Annotated in this window: 18 protein-coding genes and 1 tRNA gene; 8 read left to right on the top strand and 11 right to left on the bottom strand. The window is 62.8% G+C overall.

All coding sequences use genetic code 11. The features are described 5' to 3' along the window. Positions 1 to 92: 92 nt before the first annotated feature. The 7 genes from NX778_RS24645 to petA form a co-directional block, all read right to left on the bottom strand. Positions 93 to 1733 carry an HAD-IA family hydrolase gene (locus NX778_RS24645; protein ID WP_370661329.1) on the bottom strand — a complete coding sequence of 547 codons (1641 nt, stop codon included), beginning with the start codon at positions 1731 to 1733 and terminating at the stop codon, positions 93 to 95. Positions 1734 to 1839: 106 nt separating this feature from the next. Continuing rightward, positions 1840 to 1915 (bottom strand) — tRNA-Thr (locus tag NX778_RS12390). 27 nt (positions 1916 to 1942) lie between these two features. Next, complete coding sequence (locus tag NX778_RS12385; RefSeq protein WP_258812049.1) at positions 1943 to 2416, bottom strand: ClpXP protease specificity-enhancing factor; 474 nt, start codon at positions 2414 to 2416, stop codon at positions 1943 to 1945. A gap of 100 nt (positions 2417 to 2516) precedes the next feature. Continuing rightward, positions 2517 to 3128: a glutathione S-transferase N-terminal domain-containing protein gene (locus tag NX778_RS12380; protein ID WP_258812048.1), complete on the bottom strand. Its 612-nt coding sequence runs from the start codon at positions 3126 to 3128 to the stop codon at positions 2517 to 2519. 113 nt (positions 3129 to 3241) lie between these two features. After that, positions 3242 to 4003 (bottom strand): cytochrome c1, encoded by a 762-nt coding sequence (locus tag NX778_RS12375; protein WP_258812047.1) that lies wholly within the window; start codon positions 4001 to 4003, stop codon positions 3242 to 3244. 29 nt (positions 4004 to 4032) lie between these two features. Next, positions 4033 to 5448 (bottom strand): cytochrome b, encoded by a 1416-nt coding sequence (locus tag NX778_RS12370; RefSeq protein WP_258812046.1) that lies wholly within the window; start codon positions 5446 to 5448, stop codon positions 4033 to 4035. 2 nt (positions 5449 to 5450) lie between these two features. Next, the gene (petA, locus tag NX778_RS12365; protein WP_258812045.1) at positions 5451 to 6065 is read right to left on the bottom strand and encodes a ubiquinol-cytochrome c reductase iron-sulfur subunit; all 615 of its coding nucleotides are present in this window, start codon (positions 6063 to 6065) and stop codon (positions 5451 to 5453) included. Positions 6066 to 6299: 234 nt separating this feature from the next. Here petA and mscL point away from each other — a divergent pair, with 234 nt between their 5' ends. Genes mscL through NX778_RS12345 form a run of 4 tightly spaced genes read left to right on the top strand, consistent with a single transcriptional unit; the run spans position 6300 to position 8995 of the window. Then, positions 6300 to 6716 (top strand): large conductance mechanosensitive channel protein MscL, encoded by a 417-nt coding sequence (gene mscL / locus NX778_RS12360; protein WP_307728023.1) that lies wholly within the window; start codon positions 6300 to 6302, stop codon positions 6714 to 6716. Positions 6717 to 6741: 25 nt separating this feature from the next. After that, a complete protein-coding gene (locus NX778_RS12355; protein WP_258812044.1) occupies positions 6742 to 7893 on the top strand; it encodes a Do family serine endopeptidase in 1152 nt (383 codons plus the stop codon). Positions 7894 to 7910: 17 nt separating this feature from the next. Next, a complete protein-coding gene (locus NX778_RS12350) occupies positions 7911 to 8603 on the top strand; it encodes a DUF2461 domain-containing protein (RefSeq protein ID WP_258812043.1) in 693 nt (230 codons plus the stop codon). Between the two features lie 14 nt (positions 8604 to 8617). After that, on the top strand, positions 8618 to 8995 hold the full coding sequence (locus tag NX778_RS12345; RefSeq protein WP_258812042.1) for a cupin domain-containing protein: 378 nt from the start codon (positions 8618 to 8620) through the stop codon (positions 8993 to 8995). 78 nt (positions 8996 to 9073) lie between these two features. On the opposite strand, the gene NX778_RS12340 is transcribed toward NX778_RS12345, so the two are convergent. The 4 genes from NX778_RS12340 to NX778_RS12325 all read right to left on the bottom strand — a co-directional run bounded on the left by NX778_RS12340 (position 9074) and on the right by NX778_RS12325 (position 11467). Beyond that, complete coding sequence (locus tag NX778_RS12340; RefSeq protein ID WP_258812041.1) at positions 9074 to 10102, bottom strand: NAD(P)H-dependent glycerol-3-phosphate dehydrogenase; 1029 nt, start codon at positions 10100 to 10102, stop codon at positions 9074 to 9076. 86 nt (positions 10103 to 10188) lie between these two features. Then, positions 10189 to 10650 carry a protein-export chaperone SecB gene (secB, locus tag NX778_RS12335; RefSeq protein ID WP_258812040.1) on the bottom strand — a complete coding sequence of 154 codons (462 nt, stop codon included), beginning with the start codon at positions 10648 to 10650 and terminating at the stop codon, positions 10189 to 10191. 128 nt (positions 10651 to 10778) lie between these two features. Next, positions 10779 to 11042, bottom strand: a complete 264-nt coding sequence (gene grxC / locus NX778_RS12330) for a glutaredoxin 3 (protein ID WP_258812039.1) — start codon at positions 11040 to 11042, stop codon at positions 10779 to 10781. 23 nt (positions 11043 to 11065) lie between these two features. After that, on the bottom strand, positions 11066 to 11467 hold the full coding sequence (locus NX778_RS12325; RefSeq protein ID WP_258812038.1) for a rhodanese-like domain-containing protein: 402 nt from the start codon (positions 11465 to 11467) through the stop codon (positions 11066 to 11068). An 86-nt stretch (positions 11468 to 11553) separates the two neighbouring features. On the opposite strand from NX778_RS12325, the gene gpmA reads away from it, so the two are divergent. The 4 genes from gpmA (at position 11554) to NX778_RS12305 (ending at position 16155) form a co-directional block, all read left to right on the top strand. After that, the gene (gene gpmA / locus NX778_RS12320; protein WP_258812037.1) at positions 11554 to 12300 is read left to right on the top strand and encodes a 2,3-diphosphoglycerate-dependent phosphoglycerate mutase; all 747 of its coding nucleotides are present in this window, start codon (positions 11554 to 11556) and stop codon (positions 12298 to 12300) included. A 1-nt stretch (position 12301) separates the two neighbouring features. Beyond that, complete coding sequence (locus tag NX778_RS12315; RefSeq protein ID WP_258812036.1) at positions 12302 to 13702, top strand: murein hydrolase activator EnvC family protein; 1401 nt, start codon at positions 12302 to 12304, stop codon at positions 13700 to 13702. A 41-nt stretch (positions 13703 to 13743) separates the two neighbouring features. Then, positions 13744 to 15240 (top strand): S41 family peptidase, encoded by a 1497-nt coding sequence (locus NX778_RS12310; protein ID WP_258812035.1) that lies wholly within the window; start codon positions 13744 to 13746, stop codon positions 15238 to 15240. Positions 15241 to 15402: 162 nt separating this feature from the next. After that, the gene (locus NX778_RS12305; protein ID WP_258812034.1) at positions 15403 to 16155 is read left to right on the top strand and encodes a HesA/MoeB/ThiF family protein; all 753 of its coding nucleotides are present in this window, start codon (positions 15403 to 15405) and stop codon (positions 16153 to 16155) included. The last annotated feature ends 56 nt before the right edge of the window (positions 16156 to 16211 follow it).

Raw genomic sequence — 16211 nt, 5'->3', positions numbered from 1 at the left:
GCATGCGCAGATTGCAAACACATTTACCGAGTTCGCCAAACAAAGCATTTCAAATCGCTAGTTTCCACTTTGTCACTGAGTTATTCAGCCACTTAGACGAGATCCAGTAGTCCGGTCAACGAAGAGATTTGTCCTTTCTTATCGACATTGCGATTCAACAATATTGACCTCATACCAAATATTTTCGGACCATCAACGTCAGCTTTCAAACTGTCGCCCGTCATCAAAATTTGATGAGGTTCACAGTCAAGCGCATCGCAGACGTGTTTGTAAATGGCTGGCTCAGGCTTCAGTGCGCCTATCTGAAAGCTCCAGACGTACGCATTTAAATCCATTGGCAGGATTGCCTGGACTGGTGATGCATAAGCAGCAGCTAAATTAGAACAGATGCCAACTTTGATGCCTCGGCTCTGTAAAGAACGGATCGTCGGGATCACCTCTGGGAACAAAGTGATGGATTCCAGCTCAGCATTAAGATCTGCCTCTAACGAATTAAGCTCGGCAGCAGTAAGGTCGATTTTTAGGAATGCTGCGGCTTGTGCTAGGGTGAACGACGAGGCCATTAGTACACGGCGGTCAGCCGAAGTTCTAGGACGACCCTGAGCCTCGCCTATCTGCAGTAGCTTTGCGAAAGGCATCCGTTTATCGCGGATCGACACAAGTGTGCCGTACACGTCAAAGACGACTGCCCGGGTCTTCTCGAGACCGTCCAGCTTCGAGACGAGATCTTCGGCACGAAGATGAGTGTATCTTCTGAGCATTTGCATAGATTTGTGTCCACTAATTGAGGCGACTTCCTGATCGCTTAGCCCATTCTCTACCAAACGGCTCACTGCCTCGTGGCGCAGATCGTGAAAGTGCAGATCACTAATCCCAACGGCCTCCTTGATGTCTTGCCAAATCTTCGCGAACTGATACGGCCGGCGCTTGCCATCTCTACCTGGCTCCCCGAAGAACACAAGGTGCGTTTCTTTGGGGCGAAGAGGGTTCTCCAGCGCGCTCTTGAATGTGGCGGTCGCAGCAGCATTCAGCGGCACCGTGCGCGCTGAATTGTTCTTGGTGTCCAGTAGCCGGACAACTCGGCTGTGCAAATCCACTTGGTTGAGCCGCAGTCCTAAGATTTCGGACTGCCGCATGCCTGTCTCGATAGCTACTTTAACGACCCACGCAAGCATCGGGTTGCTGTGGGCTTCTACCGCCTCAAGCAGCCGCCGCTCCTCGTCATCTGTAAGCCTGCGATCGCGTCCTTGCCCAGGGCTTGGCTTGCGGATCGCGGCAACAGGGTTGTGCGTGAGTCCCAAGCCCCATTCCTGAATCGCGATCGTGAAGAGATTGCTCAGCATAGCCAACTCGATGCGAACGGTGTTGTTGGACTTTCCTGCCGCGAGACGATGGTCCCGGTACGACGCCACGAGCTCACTGCTCAGTGCGGCCATTGAGTACTTGCCGAGGTATCCGATTAAGTGCTGGGCCGTGATCTTTTCACTGCGCTGTGTAGTTGGCTTCTTGGTTGGCGTTACTTCGGCCAGGTACCGCTGCAGCGCTTCCTGCAACGTCATGCGCTCGGAGCCGGTCCGCGAGATGTAGACGCCACGAACCATCTCATCTTCGGTTCTGCGAGCCCAATCGACTGCATCGCGTTTGAGTCGGAAAGTCTTTGAAGTGGTCGGCCAGCCTCGCATGCGAACGAGTGCTTTGTAGGTGCCGGAAGGGGTAAGAACGATGGTTGCCATGAGCCTCTGTGACTGCTGAGTGTACTGAAAGTGTACTTTTTGCGTTCCACAAAGACAAATGCCTTAGGTTGATAAAACCTAAGGCACTGTTTTCAAAGCTAAATTTTGGTGCCGGCTGCAGGACTCGAACCCGCCACCTGATGATTACAAATCAACTGCTCTACCAAATGAGCTAAGCCGGCGCGCGGTGGATTATACGCTATTTAACTCTACTTAACCCGCGTCAGCGTGGGCCGGCCGCCCTTCTTCGGGGGCTCGTCGCCACCATCCGGCTCGGTCGTTGCAGGCTCTTCGCTCGGCACCGCAGCCAAGGTCGGCGGCGCCATTTCGACCGGCGGACGCGCAGCCGGCGCGGGGGCCTCGGCCGGAGCCGCTTCCACCTCGAACGCCATGCCCTGGCCGTTCTCGTTGGCGTAGATCGCCAGCACATTGTTCACCGGGATATAGATCTCGCGCGAGACGCCGTTGAAGCGCGCCTTGAAGTGCACCGCGTCGTTGTCCATCTTCAGGCCCGACGTGGCGCCGTAGCTGATGTTCAGGACGATTTCGCCCTTGCGCACGTATTCCATCGGAACCGTGGTGGCGGCGTCGACCTTGACCGCGATGTGGGGCGTGTAGCCGCTATCCGTGCACCACTCGTAGATGGCGCGCAACAGGTAAGGCTTGGTGGAAATTTCAGACATGTGTGTTCGCAAGGACGGGTATTCACGCAGTGTACGCCCATTCGCTTTCGGGGCGCACGCTGCGAGCAAGACGCGGTGCCGCACGGCACCGCATGCACCATCAGCGGCGCATCACCTTCTCGGACGGGGTCAGCGCTTCGATGTAGGCCGGGCGCGAGAAGATGCGCTCGGCGTATTTCATCAGCGGCGCGGCCGTCTTCGACAGTTCGATGCCGTAGTGATCCAGGCGCCACAGCAGCGGCGCGATCGCCACGTCGAGCATCGAGAACTCGTCGCCCAGCATGTACTTGTTCTTCAGGAACAGCGGCGCCAGGGTGGTCAGGCGGTCGCGGATTTCCGAGCGGGCCTTGTCCTGCGCCTTGTCGTTGACCTTGTTGCGCTCGCCTTCGAGGGTGTGCACGTGCACGAACAGCTCTTTCTCGAAGTTGAACAGCATCAGGCGCGCGCGGGCGCGCATCAGCGGGTCGGCCGGCATCAGCTGCGGGTGCGGGAAACGCTCGTCGATGTACTCGTTGATGATGTTCGATTCGTACAGGATCAGCTCGCGCTCGACCAGGATCGGCACCTGGCCGTAGGGATTCATCGTCGAAATGTCTTCCGGCTTGTTGAACAGGTCGACGTCGCGCACTTCGAAGTCCATGCCTTTTTCGAACAGGACGAGGCGGCAGCGCTGCGAGAACGGGCACGTGGTGCCGGAGTAGAGAACCATCATGATGGGTAGTTCCTTATAAGAAACAAAAGGGGCGAAACGCGGTGTGCGCTTCACCCCAAGAATGCACATTGCCCAGATTATATCTAACCGGGCATGGCAAAAGAAAGCCTTGCTTACTTAACTTCTTTCCAATACGACTCGTTCAGGCGCCATGCAAGGAAGGCGAACAGGGCCAAAAACATGACCACGATCACGCCCAGTTTCTTGCGCGTGTTCTGGGCCGGCTCGGCCATCCAGTTCATGTAGGCGACCAGGTCGGCCACGTTGGAGTCGTACTCGGCGGCGGTCATCTGGCCCGGCTGCACCTGCTCGAAGCCGACGAACTTGTGCTCGGTGCGGCCGTGTTCGTGCTCGTCGGGCACGTCTTCGAACTTGGCCACCTGCACGCCCTGCAGCTGCCACAGCACGTGCGGCATTGCCACGTTCGGCAGGACCATATTGTTCCAGCCGGTCGGGCGCGTGTCGTCCTTGTAGAAGGTGCGCAGGTAAGTGTACAGGTAGTCGGCGCCGCTGCCGGCGCCGGAGGCCTTGGCGCGGGTGATCACCGACAGGTCCGGCGGCACTGCGCCGAACCAGGCCTTGGCGTCGTCGGGCTTGATCGCCACCGTCATCAGCGAACCGACCTTGTCTGCCGAGAACAGGAGGTTGTTCTTGATCTGGTCTTCGGTCAGGCCGAGATCGCGCAGGCGGTTGTAGCGCATCGAGCTGGCCGAGTGGCAGTTCAGGCAGTAGTTGACGAACAGCTTGGCGCCGTTCTGCAGCGAGGCCAGGCTGTCGCGTTCGGGCGCCTTGTCCAGCGGATAGCCGCCTTCGTTGGCGAATGCGAGTGCCGGCAGCAAGGCCAGGATCGCAATCAGTTTCTTATGCAATTTCATCTTGTTGTCCTTTTGCTTGGTTCCGGCGATCAGTGGGGCGTGAAGGTCACGCGAGTGGGCACGGGCTTGAAGGTGCCCATCGTGCTCCACCACGGCATCAGGAGGAAGAAGCTAAAGTACAGCAAGGTGCAGGCCTGGGCGATCATCGTGAAGGCCGGGGTCGGCATCTGGGTGCCAAGGTAGCCGAGCGCCAGGAAGGAAATGCCGAACACGATGTACACGTACTTGTGCCATTGCGGACGGTAGCGGATCGACTTGGCCGGCGACTTGTCCAGCCACGGCAGGCCGGCCAGGATCACCACGCTCGAACCGAACAGCACCACGCCCCAGAACTTGGCGTCGAGCACTTGCGGCAGCATGCCGATCTCGGCCAGCACGGCGACGATCGCGATCGCCAGCTTGGTCTTGGACGACAGGCGCGAGCGCAGGAAGATCAGCACCACGTAGGCCGCCAGGCCGATCATCACCACCCACATGAAGTCCGAGGTGGTGGCGCGCAGCACCGAGTAGAACGGGGTGAAGTACCACACCGGCGCGATGTGCGGCGGGGTCTTCATCGAGTCGGCCGGCAGGAAGTTGTTATATTCCAGGAAGTATCCGCCCATCTCCGGCGCGAAGAACACGACCGCCGAGAAGATCAGCAGGAACACCGACACGCCCATCAGGTCCTTGGTGGTGTAGTACGGGTGCGACGGAATGGCGTCGAGCGGATGGCCGTCCGGGCCGACGGTTTCCTTCACTTCCACGCCGTCCGGGTTGCTGGAACCGACTTCGTGCAGCGCGATCAGGTGCGCCGCCACCAGGCCCAGGAGGACCAGCGGGATCGCGATCACGTGGAAGGCGAAGAAGCGGTTCAGGGTCGCGTCCGACACCACGTAGTCACCGCGGATCCACAGCGACAGGTCCGGGCCGACGAAGGGAATGGCCGAGAACAGGTTGACGATCACCTGGGCGCCCCAGAACGACATCTGGCCCCACGGCAGCAGGTAGCCGAAGAAGGCTTCGGCCATCAGGCACAGGAACACGGCGAAGCCGAACAGCCAGATCAGCTCGCGCGGCTTGCGGTACGAGCCGTACAGCAGGCCGCGGGTCATGTGCAGGTACACGATGATGAAGAAGGACGAGGCGCCGGTCGAGTGCATGTAGCGCACCAGCCAGCCCCACGGGACTTCCCGCATGATGTATTCGACCGAACCGAAGGCCATGGTGGCGTCCGGCTTGTAATGCATGGTCAGGAAGATGCCGGTGACGATCTGCAGCACCAGCACCAGCATCGCCAGCGAACCGAAGATGTACCAGAGGTTGAAGTTCTTGGGGGCGTAGTACTTGCCCCACTGGTCATTCCACAGCTTGGTCAGCGGGAAGCGGTCGTCCACCCAGGCCAGCGCCTTGTCGGCTGCCGGTGCCTCGGCGGGCAGCTTGGTCTCCTTGAATGCGGTACCCATCTTTATGCCTCGCCTTTCTCGTCTTTGCCGATCAGGATCTTGTTATCCGACAGATACATGTACGGAGGGATGTCCAGGTTCAGCGGAGCGGGCTTGTTCTTGAAGACGCGGCCGGCCAGGTCGAAGGTCGAGCCGTGGCAGGGGCACAGGAAGCCGCCGTGCCAGTCGTCCGGCAGGTTGGGCTGGGCGCCCTCGGCAAAGCGTTGCGACGGCGAGCAGCCCAGGTGGGTGCAGATGCCGACCGCCACCAGCACTTCCTTGTGCTCGGTGCGCGAACGGGTTTCGTTCTTGCAGTACTCAGGCATGGGCATCTGGTACGGCTTGTCGGAGGTGGGATCGGCGACTTTGTCGTCGTTCTTGGGCAGGCTGGCGAGCATTTCCGGCGTGCGGCGCAGGATCCAAACCGGCTTGCCACGCCATTCGACCACTTTCAGTTCGCCTGGTTTCACGTCCGAGATGTCCACTTCCACCGGCGCACCGGCGGCCTTGGCCCGTTCGGACGGCTGGAAGGTACTTACCAGGACACCCGCTGTTGAGACACCGACGACCCCGCCCGCAGCACATGTAGCCGCGAGCAGGCCCCGCCGGCCTGAATCGACCTGCTTTTTATTACTCATACCAACTCCACTCCGTTAAATACGAACTTAAGAATCAATAAAGAGCTTCCAGCAACCTAAAATTATATGTGAATGGGCAACTTAACTAAAGAAAAAAGAATGGCGCAGTGCGGGGGAAGGAAAAACCGCCATTCGCGGCAGGCGGCAGGACCGCGAGAGGTCTTCCCTTGGTGATGGCTTGCGGTATTATCTGTACTGCAGAAATAACAACCTTGCCAACCTGAAGGAGAACGCATGGGCATGCTGCAGGAGTTCAAAACTTTCGCCGTCAAAGGCAATATGATCGACTTGGCGGTCGGCGTGATCATCGGCGCCGCGTTCAGCAAGATCGTCGATTCGCTGGTGCAGGACCTCATCATGCCGCCGATCGGGCTGCTGCTGGGCGGCCTGGATTTCTCCAACTACTACATCCCGCTCCATAACCAGGCCTATGGCTTGCCGCTGGCCGAGGTGAAGAAGGCGGGCGCGGTGCTGGCCTACGGTAATTTCCTCACGGTGCTGCTGAACTTCATTATCCTCGCCTTCATCATCTTCCAGATGGTGCGGGTGGTGAACCGCCTGCGCGCCGAGCCCAAGGTGGCCGAGGCGCCGACCCCGCCGAGCGAGGAAATCATGCTGCTGCGCGATATCCGCGACTCCCTGAAGAGATAAGTCCCGGCCCCCGCGGCCGTCCCCGATGAAACGTTATTGGCTGATTTTCGCGCAGACCGTCACGATCGCACTGGGCATTTACGCGGTGGTGGCGGCGATGCGGCCGGAGTGGCTGGGGCGGCAGGTGAGCCAGGTGCAGGTCGGCAGCGGCCCGGCCGCGGCCGGCGTGCTGCAGGCCGGCGCGGCGCCGGTGCTGGACAGCTACCGCCAGGCCGCCGGGCGCGCGATGCCGGCGGTGGTCAATATCCTGACCAGCAAGGCCCTGCGCGATGCGCATCCTTCGCTGAAGGATCCCTTCTTCAAGCGCTTTTTCGGCGACAAGCTGCCGCACGAGCAGATGTCGAGCCTCGGCTCGGGCGTGATCGTCAGCACCGACGGCTATATCCTGACCAACTACCACGTGGTGGAGGCCGCCGACGAGATCGAAGTCGTGCTGGCCGATGGCCGCAAGAGCGCCGCCAGGATCGTCGGCACCGATCCCGAAACCGACCTGGCCGTGGTCCGCATCCGCCTGGACAAGTTGCCCGTGATGGTGATGGGCCGCGTGGAAGACGCGCGGGTGGGCGATGTGGTGCTGGCGATCGGCAATCCCTTCGGTGTCGGCCAGACCGTGACCATGGGCATCATCTCCGCGCTGGGGCGCAACAACCTGCACATCAACCAGTACGAAAACTTCATCCAGACCGACGCCGCGATCAACTTCGGCAACTCGGGCGGGGCGCTGGTCGATTCGCGCGGCTACCTGCTCGGCATTAATTCGGCGATTTTTTCGCAGACCGGCGGTTCGGTCGGGATCGGGTTCGCGATCCCGGTGTCCACCGCCAGGATGGTGCTGGAGCAGATCATCCAGCATGGCCAGGTGGTGCGCGGCTGGATCGGCATCGAGTCGCAGGACATCACGCCCGAACTGGCCGACAGCTTCGGCCTGGCCCGGCAGAGCGGGGCGATCATCGCCGGCGTGGTGCGCGGCGGACCGGCCGAGAAAGCCGGCATGCGGCCGGGCGACATCCTGCTCGACGTCGACGGCAAGAAGGTCGCCAACACCAGCGATATGCTCAACCTCATCGCCCAGCTGAAACCGGGCGGCAAATCCCGGATGACCGTGATGCGCAAGAACCGCGAGGCAAAGATGGACGTGAACATCGGCCGCCGCCCGCGCCAGGTCGACGACGAGTAAACCAGAAAAGGACATCCATGCACCTGCGCGACCTGACGCAGTTCCTGAACGAACTCAACGAAAACAACAACCGCCCCTGGTTCCTGTGGAACAAGCCGCGCTACGACATCCTGCGGGCGGAATTCCTGCAGGTGGTGACCGACGTCATCCGCGAGCTGGGCAAGTTCGACAAGGAAGTGGCGGCTTGCGACCCGAAGAAGTCGATGTTCCGCATTTACCGCGACACCCGCTTCGCGCACGACAAGACGCCGTACAAGACCTATTTCTCGGCCGGCATCGCGCCCAACAACAAGCGCCGTCCCAGCCACGGCGCCGGCCCGACCTATTATTTCCACATCGAGCGCGACGGCAAGTTGCTGTTCGGCGCCGGCGAATACATTCCCCCTGCGCCGCGGCTGAAGGCGATCCGCGAACACATTGTCAACGATGCGCCGGGTTTCTCGAAGATGTTGAAGAATAAGCATCTGCGCGAGACCTACGGCAGCCTGCGCGAGGAAGACGGCAAACTCCAGCGGCCGCCGAAGGGCTTCGACCCGGACCACCCGCTCGTCGAGTTTCTCAAGCTCAAGAGCTATTTCGTGTGGGTCGAGGTGCCTTTGCAGCTGAACGCACCGGACAAGCTGGTGCCGCAGCTGGCGCAGGGATTCAAGGACGCCTTCGCGCTGGTCACCTGGCTGCGCGGGGTTCCAAATGTGGCGCAAGAAGAATAGACGGGGAGAGCGACATGGCTTTGCAGCATGCGGCATCGGGGGAACGAATCAAGCTCAGGCGCGACAGCGACGACATCGCGAATTTCACCTCGGTGGCGCTGATCAAGACGGAGCATATGGAACTGATCCGGCTGGTCATCCCCAAGGACAAGCCGCTGCCCGAGCATCGGGTGGAGGGGGAGATGACCTTGCTGTGCCTGGAGGGCGAGATCGCGTTTGATGCGCACGGGCGCACCACCATTTTGCAGCCGAGCGAGATGGTCTACCTGGCCGGTGGGGAGCCGCATTCGGTGCGGGCGAACAAGGATGCGGTGGGCTTGCTGACCATTTTGCTGCATCCGGGGGATAACAGTGGTGGGCCGACCAGGGATCCGCGGGGGGCGCCCAATTAGGTTTCGGTGCGCGGGTGTGCAGAGGAAATGGGGTTCCCACGTGCACGGGAACCCCATTTTGCATGAACAGAGTTAGCTTTAAGCGAGCTCGTTCCGCGGATCCCGCGCAATCAGCTGCTTCGCCATCACCGTCGCATTCACCCCATCGAACAATACCCCGGCCACCGCATTGGTGATCGGCATATCGACGCCGAGCTTGGCCGCCAGTTCGCGCACCGCCTTCGCACACGGCACGCCTTCCGCCACATGCCCCAGCTCCGCGATGATGGTGTCGAGCGCCTTGCCTTGCGCCAGCGCCAGGCCGACGCGCCGGTTGCGCGACAGGTCGCCGGTGCAGGTCAGGATCAGATCGCCCATCCCCGTCAGCCCCATGAAGGTGGCCGGCTTGGCGCCCAGCGCGATGCCGAGCCGGGTGATCTCGGCCAGCCCGCGCGTGATCAGGGCCGCACGCGCGTTCAGCCCCATCCCCAGCCCGTCGGACGCGCCGGTGGCGATCGCGAGGATGTTCTTGACCGCGCCGCCGACTTCCACGCCGACCATGTCGTCGCAGGCGTACACGCGGATGCTGCCGCCATGCACCGCCGCGACCACGCGCTCGCGCAGCGCGGGCGAATCGGAGGCCACCGACAGCGCGCACGGCAGGCCGCGCGCCACTTCCTGCGCGAACGAGGGGCCGGACAGCACCGCCGCCGGCACCGCAGCGCCCAGCACTTCGCGCACTACCTGGTGCGGCAGCAGGCCGGTGTCGTATTCGAAGCCCTTGCACAGCCAGACCACGTTCGGGATCGGATATGCCTTGAGCTTTTCCATCAGCGGCCGCAGGCCGGCCACCGGGCAGGCCGCGATCAGCAGCGTCGGCTCGTCGTCGGTGCCGTGCAGCACATGGCCGACGGCGGCATCGAAATCGGACGTGACGCGCAAGCCCGGCGGCAGCGGAAAGCCCGGCAGGTATTCCAGGTTCTCGCGGGCGCGCTCGGTGGCGGCCATGGCCTCGGCATGGCGGCCCCACATCAGCACGTCATGACGCGCGGCGAGGGCGATGGCAACGGCTGTCCCCCAGGCGCCAGCGCCGAGGACGGTAATCTTGTGTCGTTTGGTGTCGTGCATGAGTACCCGGCAAAAGGAGGGGCCGGATGGCGGGCGCGATCCGGCGCGAGGGGCAACAAGCCGCCCGGCGCCGGATGCGGGGTGGTTTACTGCTTCGGCTGGGCCGCTGCGGCCTCGGCCATTGCCTGCTGGCGCTGCTGGTAGAAGGCTTCGAAGTTGATCTCGGCCAGGTGCACCGGCGGGAAGCCTGCACGGGTGATCACGTCGGCGATGTTCGAACGCAGGTACGGGTACACGATGTTCGGGCAGCCGATGCCCAGCAGCGGATCCATCTGGTCAGCCGGGATGTTGCGGGCTTCGAAGATGCCTGCCTGCTTGCCTTCGACCAGGAACGCAACCTTGTCCTTGACCTTGGCGGTCACGGTGATGGTGACGGTGGATTCGTAGATGCCTTCGGCGATGCTCTCAGCGCCAACGTCCAGCGACACCTCGATGGTCGGGGCTTCCTGCTCCAGGAAGATCGACGGCGAGTTAGGTTGTTCCAGGGACATGTCCTTCAGGTAGACACGCTGGATTTGAAATACGGGTTGCAGGTTTTCGTCAGCCATGGAACGCTTTCGTTAAATTAAGAAGAACGGCAGTGCCGTTCATGTGTGCATTGGATAAACGCGACGGCAATTGTAGCAAAATCAATTTACGAACAATAGACGGTTTTGTCGCGCAGTCAATTCAACGATCAGCCGCCATTTAACAGCGGATCCAGGCGTCCGGCCTGATCGAGCGCATACAGGTCGTCGAAACCGCCGACGTGGGTCTCGCCCACGTAGATCTGCGGCACGGTGCGGCGGCCGGTGCGCTGCATCATGATCTGGCGCTGTTCCGGGTCGAGGTCGACGCGGATGCGCTCGATGTCTTTCACGCCCTTGGCTTCGAGCAGGCGCTCGGCGCGGACGCAATAGGGACAGGCGGCGGTGTGATAGAGAACGACGTGTGCAGACATAAGCTTTCCTTCCAAATCCTGGTTTATTTGATCACGGGCAGGCCGGCGGCTTGCCAGGCGGCGAGGCCGCCATCGAGGCTCCAGACCTCCGTGAAGCCGGCGGCGGCCAGCTGGCGCACCGCCTTGTCCGAGCGTGCGCCGCTCTGGCACACGACGATGACGGGACGGGCCTTGGCCTTTTCGAGTTCGGCCAGACGATTGCCCAAGTCTGCCAGCGGAATATGTTTGGCGTCGCGCATGTGCCCCGCAGCAAACTCGTCGGCGCTGCGCACGTCCAGTACCGTGGCTTTGCCGCGGTTCAGGATCTGGGTCGCTTGCAGCGGGGTGGCGCGCTTGCCGGCCGGACGCAGGCCGGGCCACAGCAGGCCCAGGCCCGAGACGACGGCGATGGCGACGACAAAAATATGGTCAAGGATAAATTTCACGTACAGTCCCGGTAGAAGTGAATCCGAGCATTATAAAATAGAAGACGATCCCAGATTTTTTGCACTCTTAATCTTTCCGACAGCTTATGTACAAAATCGTATTCATGCGCCATGGCGAATCCACCTGGAACCTCGAAAACCGCTTCACCGGCTGGACCGACGTCGACCTGACCGAGAAGGGCCGCGCCGAGGCCCGCATGGCCGGCCAGGTGCTGAAAGACGCCGGCTTCACCTTCGACCTGGCCTACACCTCGGTCCTGAAGCGCGCCGTGCGCACCCTGTGGCTGACGATGGACGAGATGGACCTGATGTGGCTGCCGGTAAAGAACGACTGGCGCCTGAACGAGCGCCACTACGGCGCACTGCAGGGCCTGGACAAGGGCGAGACCGCCGCCAAATACGGCGACCAGCAGGTGCTGGTCTGGCGCCGCAGCTACGACACCCCGCCGCCGGCGCTGGAAGCCGGCGATCCGCGCGCCTCGTTCGATGATCCGCGCTACGCCGGCCTGCCGAAGGACGCGATCCCCCTGACCGAATGCCTGAAGGATACGGTGGCGCGCGTGCTGCCGTGCTGGAACGAGGAACTGGCCCCGGCCATCCGGGCCGGCAAGAAGATCCTGATCTCGGCCCACGGCAACAGCCTGCGCGCCCTGATCAAGATGCTCGACGGCATCAGCGACCACGACATCGTCGGCCTGAACATCCCCAACGGCCAGCCGCTGGTCTACGAACTGGACAAGGACCTGAAGCCGATCCGCCACTACTACCTGGGCGACCCGGCCGCGATCGCCGCCGCGCAGGCGGCCGTGGCCAATCAAGGGAAGGCCAAGTAACTTGCGTTCGTTCGTCCCGAAGTCCGGCAGCGCGCTCCTGTGTGCGCTGCTGGCGCTGGCCTGCGCCGGCAATGCCCACGCGCGCGTCACCGAACGCGCCAAGCAGAAGGCCGCGGCCGAGGCGCGCCGGGCCGGCATCCAGCAGCAGCAACAGGCTTTGCAGAAAGAGATCGACCGCACCGAAAGCGCCAAGGACGACGCCAGCGACGCCCTGGCCGAATCGGAAAGCGCGATCTCGGACGCTAACCGCGCCCTGCACGACCTCAAGCAGGAGCAGCTGGACACCAATGCCAAGCTGCAGTCGCTGGCCGACGAGCAAGAGCGCCTGGCCAAGACCATCGAGACCCAGAAGCAGCAGCTGACCAAGCTGCTGCGCCAGCATTACGTGGCCGGCAACGAGGACCGCATCAAGCTGCTGCTGTCGGGCGACAACCCGAACCGCATCAACCGCGACCTGCAGATGATGGCCTACGTGTCCAAGGCACGCGCCAAGCTGCTGGAATCGCTGCGCGCCAACCTGGCCCAGGTCGAGGCCAACCGCGACAAGGTGCAGGAAGCCAAGGACGAGCTGGAAGAAATCGAGCAGGACAAGCGCGACGCCAAGTCCAAGCTGGAGCAGGAAAAAGGCCGCCGCGCGACCCTGCTGGCTTCGCTGTCGACCAAGCTGGCCAGCCAGCGCAAGCAGGCCAGCAAGCTGGAGCAGGACGACAAGCGCCTGGCCGGCATGGTCGACCAGCTGACCAAGATCATCCGCCAGCAGGAACTGGCCGCGGCCGCGGAACGCAAGCGCCAGGAAGCGCTGGCCGCCGCCCGCGCCAAGGCCGAGGCCGAAGCGAAAGCGGCCGCGCTGGCGCGCGCCAAGGCCGAACGCGAACGGCTGGCGCAGCAGGGCAAGCCGGGCGCCAAGCCGCTGCCGGAACCGGAACCGCCGAAAGTGGTCGAGGAAAAGCCGGCGCCGGTGAAGAGCGAGCCGGCGCCGAACATCCTGCCGCCGGTGCCGGACGGCGCCTTCGCCAGCCTGCGCGGCAAGCTGGCGGCGCCGATCGACGGCAAGATCGAGGCCCGCTTCGGCTCCAAGCGTCCCGAAGGCGGCCCGGCCTGGCAGGGCATGTTCATCAAGGCGCCGGAGGGCGCGGAGGTGCGCGCGACCGGCCCCGGACGGGTGGTGCATGCGGCCTGGATGCGCGGATACGGGAACATGATTATCATCGACCACGGCGGCGCCTATTTGTCGATTTACGGATATAACCAGTCCCTGCTGAAGCGCGAAGGTGATATGGTAAAGGCGGGCGAGCCGATCGCTACCGCCGGCAACACCGGCGGCGTGGAGGTATCCGGATTGTTTTTCTCGTTGCTGTACAAGGGCAAGCCCTTCGATCCGCAGACCTGGGTTCATTTTTGACGAGAAACGCCCGCAAGCTGGTGTAAGAAAGGGTAAAGACGATGGGTAAGAAACTGAAGAACTTCGGCCTGATCGGCTTCGGCGTGGTGGCTGGCGTGGCCGCCACTTTCCAGTTTTCCGCATTCGCGCAGAAAGACGTGGGCTCGCCGCTGCCGCTGGACGAGCTGCGCCAGCTGGCCGACGTGTACGGCCTGATCAAGACCGATTACGTCGAGCCGGTCGACGACAAGAAGCTGCTGTCCGACGCGATCGCCGGCATGGTGTCCTCGCTCGACCCGCACTCGGTCTACCTGGACAAGAAAGCCTTCCGCGAGATGCAGGAAACCATGGCCGGCAAGTTCGTCGGCCTGGGCATCGAGGTCGCGATGGAAGACGGCTACGTGAAAGTGGTGTCGCCGATCGAGGATTCGCCGGCCTGGCGCGCCGGCATCAAGGCGGGCGACCTGATCACCCGTATCGACAACACGCCGGTCAAGGGCCTGTCGCTGGACGAGGCGATCAACAAGATGCGCGGCGCGCCGCACACCAAGGTCACGGTCACCATCGCCCGCCGCGGCGACGACAAACCGTGGGTGGTGCCGGTCACGCGCGAGGAAATCCACGTCGCCAGCGTCAAGGCCAAGCTGCTTGAGCCCGGCTACGCCTGGGTGCGCATCAGCCAGTTCCAGGAAGAAACCGTGGACGAGCTGGTCAAGAAAACCAGCGCGCTGTACGCCCAGAACCCGAACATCAAGGGCCTGGTGCTGGACCTGCGCGACGACCCGGGCGGCCTGCTGCCGAGCGCGATCGGGGTCTCGACTGCCTTCCTGCCGAAGGACCAGGTGATCGTCTCGACCAAGGGCCAGCTGCCGGATTCCAACCAGACCTTCTACGGCCGCCGCGACTTCTACGCGGTGGGCGCGGGCGATCCGCTGGCCAAGCTGCCGGCGGCGCTCAAGCAGGTGCCGATGGTGGTGCTGGTCAACACCGGTTCGGCCTCGGCCTCCGAGATCGTGGCCGGCGCGCTGCAGGACTACAAGCGCGCCATCGTGATGGGCAGCCAGACCTTCGGCAAGGGCTCGGTGCAGACGCTGCGCCAGCTGTCGCCGGACACCGCGGTCAAGATCACCACTGCGCGCTACTACACGCCGAAAGGCCGCTCGATCCAGGCCACCGGCATCGTGCCGGACATGGCGGTGGACGAGTCGGCGGACGGCGATGGCCTGAACGCGCTGCGCGTGCGCGAGGCCGACCTCGACCATCACCTGCAGAACGACACCACGGGCAGCAACGTCAAGATGGTCAAGACCAGGCAGCGCGACGAGGTGGAGGAAGAGCAGCAGGCGCTGGCCTTGCTCAAGAATCACAAGCCGACCGAGTACGGCAGCAAGGACGACTTCCAGCTGGTGCAGGCGATCAACCACTTCAAGGGACTGCCGGTGAAGCTGGCCAAGGCCGATGATGCGGTCGAGGGGCCGGCGCCGAAAGAGCTGCCGGGGACGGAGCAGAAGCCGGTGGAGCTGAAGGGGGCGTCGGCCGCTCCGGTGAAGAAAAAATAAGCGGCTGATCTTGAACCGTCGTCCCCGCGACGGCGGGGACCCATAGAACCTTCGCGCTATCGATACGTTGAGAGCTGCAGGCCCGCCATCTCAGCATGGGTTCCCGCCTTCGCGGGAACGACGGCTGGCTGTGGTTATGCAATATTTTGCATAAATAGCACCATGAACGACAACCAACTGCTGCGCTACTCCCGCCACATCCTGCTGGACGAGATCGGCATCGAAGGCCAGCAGAAGCTGCTTGGCGCGCATGCGCTGGTGATCGGCGCCGGCGGCCTCGGTTCGCCGGCCGCGCTGTACCTGGCTTCCGGCGGCGTCGGCCACATCACCCTGGTCGACGACGACGAGGTCGACCTGACCAATCTGCAGCGCCAGATCATGCACACCAGCGCCCGCATCGGCCGCCCCAAAGCCGAGTCCGGCCGCGACGCCCTGCTGGCCATTAACCCCGAAGTGGAAGTGACCGCCCTGTGCGAACGCGTGGCGGGCGAACGCCTGGCCGCGCTGGTGAAAAGCGCCACCGTCGTGCTCGATTGCAGCGACAACTTCGCCACCCGCCACGCCGTCAACCGCGCCTGCTTCGCGGCCGGCGTGCCGCTGGTCTCGGGCGCCGTGATCCGCTTCGACGGCCAGCTGTCGGTGTACGACCCGCGCGCCGCCGCCAGCCCCTGCTACGCCTGCCTGTTCCCCGAAGACGGCAAGTTCGAGGACGTGGCCTGCAGCACCATGGGCGTGTTCGCGCCGCTGGTCGGCGTGGTCGGCGCGATGCAGGCGGCCGAAGCGATGAAGTTGATCATCGGCATCGGCGAATCGCTGGCGGGACGCCTGCTGCTGCTCGATGGCCGCTCGATGGAATGGACCAGCATCGCTGTCGCGCGTAATGACGCATGCCAGGTCTGCGCCGGGCGTCCATAGCACACTGTTAAGCAATGCACGGCTGTCACAGCTGACTTACAATTGGTGACCCGCCA

Source organism: Massilia terrae, assembly GCF_024753145.1.
Taxonomy (GTDB): domain Bacteria; phylum Pseudomonadota; class Gammaproteobacteria; order Burkholderiales; family Burkholderiaceae_D; genus Telluria; species Telluria terrae.
Note: the sequence above shows the minus strand (reverse complement) of the source record. Positions and strands in the feature narration are given on the sequence as shown.

Excerpts from the sequence above, each read along its gene's own strand:
- NX778_RS12345 (WP_258812042.1), top strand. The coding sequence starts at position 8,618 with ATGGCTTTGCAGCATGCGGCATCGGGGGAACGAATCAAGCTCAGGCGC.
- grxC (WP_258812039.1), bottom strand. The coding sequence starts at position 11,042 with ATGTCTGCACACGTCGTTCTCTATCACACCGCCGCCTGTCCCTATTGC.
- NX778_RS12385 (WP_258812049.1), bottom strand. The coding sequence starts at position 2,416 with ATGTCTGAAATTTCCACCAAGCCTTACCTGTTGCGCGCCATCTACGAG.
- NX778_RS12305 (WP_258812034.1), top strand. The coding sequence starts at position 15,403 with ATGAACGACAACCAACTGCTGCGCTACTCCCGCCACATCCTGCTGGAC.
- petA (WP_258812045.1), bottom strand. The coding sequence starts at position 6,065 with ATGAGTAATAAAAAGCAGGTCGATTCAGGCCGGCGGGGCCTGCTCGCG.
- NX778_RS12355 (WP_258812044.1), top strand. The coding sequence starts at position 6,742 with ATGAAACGTTATTGGCTGATTTTCGCGCAGACCGTCACGATCGCACTG.
- NX778_RS12350 (WP_258812043.1), top strand. The coding sequence starts at position 7,911 with ATGCACCTGCGCGACCTGACGCAGTTCCTGAACGAACTCAACGAAAAC.
- NX778_RS24645 (WP_370661329.1), bottom strand. The coding sequence starts at position 1,733 with ATGGCAACCATCGTTCTTACCCCTTCCGGCACCTACAAAGCACTCGTT.
- NX778_RS12375 (WP_258812047.1), bottom strand. The coding sequence starts at position 4,003 with ATGAAATTGCATAAGAAACTGATTGCGATCCTGGCCTTGCTGCCGGCA.
- NX778_RS12340 (WP_258812041.1), bottom strand. The coding sequence starts at position 10,102 with ATGCACGACACCAAACGACACAAGATTACCGTCCTCGGCGCTGGCGCC.
- secB (WP_258812040.1), bottom strand. The coding sequence starts at position 10,650 with ATGGCTGACGAAAACCTGCAACCCGTATTTCAAATCCAGCGTGTCTAC.
- NX778_RS12380 (WP_258812048.1), bottom strand. The coding sequence starts at position 3,128 with ATGATGGTTCTCTACTCCGGCACCACGTGCCCGTTCTCGCAGCGCTGC.
- NX778_RS12370 (WP_258812046.1), bottom strand. The coding sequence starts at position 5,448 with ATGGGTACCGCATTCAAGGAGACCAAGCTGCCCGCCGAGGCACCGGCA.
- mscL (WP_307728023.1), top strand. The coding sequence starts at position 6,300 with ATGGGCATGCTGCAGGAGTTCAAAACTTTCGCCGTCAAAGGCAATATG.
- NX778_RS12310 (WP_258812035.1), top strand. The coding sequence starts at position 13,744 with ATGGGTAAGAAACTGAAGAACTTCGGCCTGATCGGCTTCGGCGTGGTG.
- gpmA (WP_258812037.1), top strand. The coding sequence starts at position 11,554 with ATGTACAAAATCGTATTCATGCGCCATGGCGAATCCACCTGGAACCTC.